Source organism: Terriglobus sp. YAF25, from assembly GCF_052113305.1.
In the GTDB taxonomy this organism is placed as follows: Bacteria; Acidobacteriota; Terriglobia; order Terriglobales; family Acidobacteriaceae; genus Terriglobus.
In genome coordinates this window covers 1-2,881 of sequence record NZ_JBFRCY010000609.1, presented here as the reverse complement: position 1 = coordinate 2,881, position 2,881 = coordinate 1, and the positions used below count along the sequence as shown (strand labels likewise).

2 protein-coding genes are annotated in these 2,881 nt (G+C 59.6%); both read left to right on the top strand.

The genetic code is table 11. The features are described 5' to 3' along the window. The first annotated feature begins 306 nt into the window (after nt 1–306). Nucleotides 307–942: an FKBP-type peptidyl-prolyl cis-trans isomerase gene (locus tag AB4043_RS21015; RefSeq protein WP_442299890.1), complete on the top strand. Its 636-nt coding sequence runs from the start codon at nt 307–309 to the stop codon at nt 940–942. 21 nt (nt 943–963) lie between these two features. Then, nucleotides 964–2,718: an ABC transporter ATP-binding protein gene (locus AB4043_RS21010; protein WP_442299891.1), complete on the top strand. Its 1,755-nt coding sequence runs from the start codon at nt 964–966 to the stop codon at nt 2,716–2,718. The last annotated feature ends 163 nt before the right edge of the window (nt 2,719–2,881 follow it).

Below are 2,881 nucleotides of genomic sequence, written 5' to 3'. Positions count from 1 at the left end.
CCCAGCCAGCAAAGCTGACTGGGGACCCCGATTTCCCGATCTCTTCGTCACTCGTCGTTCCAGTGGACCGGCCACAGTTCTCTCCTCGCTCCTCGATCTCGTAAAAATCTGCTCCCCGCGCTGACGGCACGAGTTTGATGACACACCCTAGAGTTGGTAACCCGGCCCAGCTTTGCTGGCTGGGTGGAAGGGTAGCGGAGAAATCCGCTTTCATTTCTTTCCCGCCGAGTTCACCCCATCCCATATCTGGGCTCCGCCATATCCGATACAGTTAACTGGACGCGCCCCAAGGAGCTTATCCCCACCGTGAAAATTGCTGTTTTCGGCCTTGCCCTCACCACTTCCGCCGTTCTGGCACAGAGCGGAGCTGCTACTCCAAAGCCGGCGGCCTCTCCTGTAACCCGCCGCCCGGCCACGACAGCCGCTCGTAAACCTGCAGGTACGGCCACGAAGGCGGCTCCCGCCGCTGCCCCTGCCGCCAATGCGGCCTTTAACCCCAAAGGAGCTCCGGAAGTCACGGGAACACCTCAGACCCTTTACGCACTGACCTACATCGACACCAAAATCGGTGACGGTCCGCTGGCGGAAGATGAGCGGTTCTACACCGTGCACTACACCGGCTGGCTGCCGGACGGCACCAAGTTTGACTCGTCGGTAGACCGCGGGCAGCCCTTTGTCTTTCCCTACGGCGCCCGGCGGGTCATTATGGGCTGGGACACCGGCTTCGAGGGAATGCACGTCGGCGGCAAACGCCGCATCCTCGTCCCCTGGCAGCTTGCCTACGGAGCTGCCGGCCGTGGCCCGATTCCGCCCAAAAGCCCCCTTGTCTTCGACATCGAGCTGATCGCCCAGGCGGCTACGCCTCCGGAACCGCCTGCACAGCCCGCACAACCTGCACCTTCTACCCCGCCTCCCGCATCTACTCCGCAGCAGCCCAAGTAAGCAGGAGACCGCGCAAAGCTGATGTTTGAACGTCTGTCACCACTGTTTCCCTACCTGAAGCGCTACCGCCGTCAACTGGCGACGGGTGCGGTGGTGACCGTTCTTTATAACGCCAGCAAAATTACGCTGCCGAAGATCATCGGCTCGGCCGTGGATGACATGCGCCTGGGAGTGACCCGGGACAAGATCTTCCATCATGGCCTGTTGCTCTTTGGCGTCGCGGCGCTGAGCGCTGTATTTCTCTACCTGATGCGGCAGATTGTGATCGGCGCCAGCCGCGAGATCGAGTTCGACCTGCGCAACGATCTCTTTGAAAACCTGCTGCGACAGCCGCCCAGCTTCTATCACCAGCACCGAACCGGCGACATCATGGCGCGCACGACCAATGATCTCAACGCGGTGCGTCAGCTTCTGGGTCCAGCCATCATGTACAGCGCCAATACTGTGGTCTTCACAGCGGCCGCGCTTCCCTTCATGTTGAAGATCAGCCCGTGGGTCACGCTGTGCGCCTTTGTTCCCCTGCCCATCGCGTCAGTTGTGGTGCAGTACTTCGGCAGCCGGATCCATACGCGGTTCGAACGCATTCAGGCCATGTTCTCTGAGATCTCCGCCAAGGCCCAGGAGAACTTCTCCGGCGCCCGCTTTATTCGCGCCTTTGCGCAGGAAGAAGCGGAGATCGCCTCATGGGAGACAGCCAATCAGGAGTACATCCGCCGCAGCCTGCTCCTGGTCCGGCTGATGGCCATGCTGTGGCCCACGCTTGAGTTTGTTCTCGGCTTCGCCATGGTCATCACGCTGCTCGTTGGCGGCCATGAAGTAGTAAAAGGACACGTCTCTGCCGGAAACTTCACCGCCTTTGCCATTATCATCGTGCAACTTACCTGGCCGATGATCGCTCTGGGCTGGGTCGTCAACCTCTTCCAGCGCGGAACCGCCTCGGTTGTGCGCATCGACGAGCTGCTGAAGTGGGTTCCACTCATCGACGACTCTGCTGTGGATTCAGCGATCGCAGCCGATCTGAAACTGCGTGGCGATATTGAGTTCCGAAATCTCAGCTTTGCCTACGGCTCCAATGCCGCGGTGCTGCACGATATCACCCTGACGATCCCCGCAGGCTCTTCACTCGCGATCGTCGGTCCTACCGGCTCGGGCAAGTCCACTCTGGTGCATCTGATTCCCCGTCTTCTGGATGCGAAGGGAGACCAGGTGCTGATCGACGGCGTTCCCATCCGTCACTATCCGCTGGATGTCTTGCGCTCCAATATCGGCTTCGTCCCCCAGGAGACCTTCCTCTTCTCAGAGAGCATTCGGGAAAACATCGCCTTCGGTGTCCAGGACGCCACAGACGAACAGATCGTGCATGCCGCCACCACGGCCCACATCGCAAAAGAGATCCAGGAGTTTCCCAACGGATTCGACACCGTCGTGGGTGAGCGTGGCATCACCCTTTCGGGCGGCCAGAAACAGCGCACGGCTATTGCACGCGCTTTGATTCGGGAACCACGCATCTTGATTCTGGATGATGCGCTTGCATCCGTCGACACTTACACCGAAGAGCGCATCCTGAGCGGCCTGAAGCAGGAGATGCAGGATCGCACTACCATCTTCATCTCGCATCGTGTCTCAACGGCCGCAAACGCCGACCAGATTGCGGTTCTCATCGATGGACGTATCGCCGAGCTCGGCACTCACGAAGAGTTACTGATGAAAGGCGGGTATTACACCAGCCTGTTTGAGAAGCAGCAGCTCGAAGAAGAGATTGCCGTCACCGCTTAGGTAGAGCCGTGGGCTTGAAGCCCACGCTCCCACCGACTTTCGCTACCCACAAAGAAGAACGCATCGAGCTCCGCTCGATGCGTTCTTCTTTCATTCAAAAACTTTGGAATTGTCTGAGCTTAGGCGCTCCACCGGGCACCGGCCTGTGCACCGCTCTCGACCA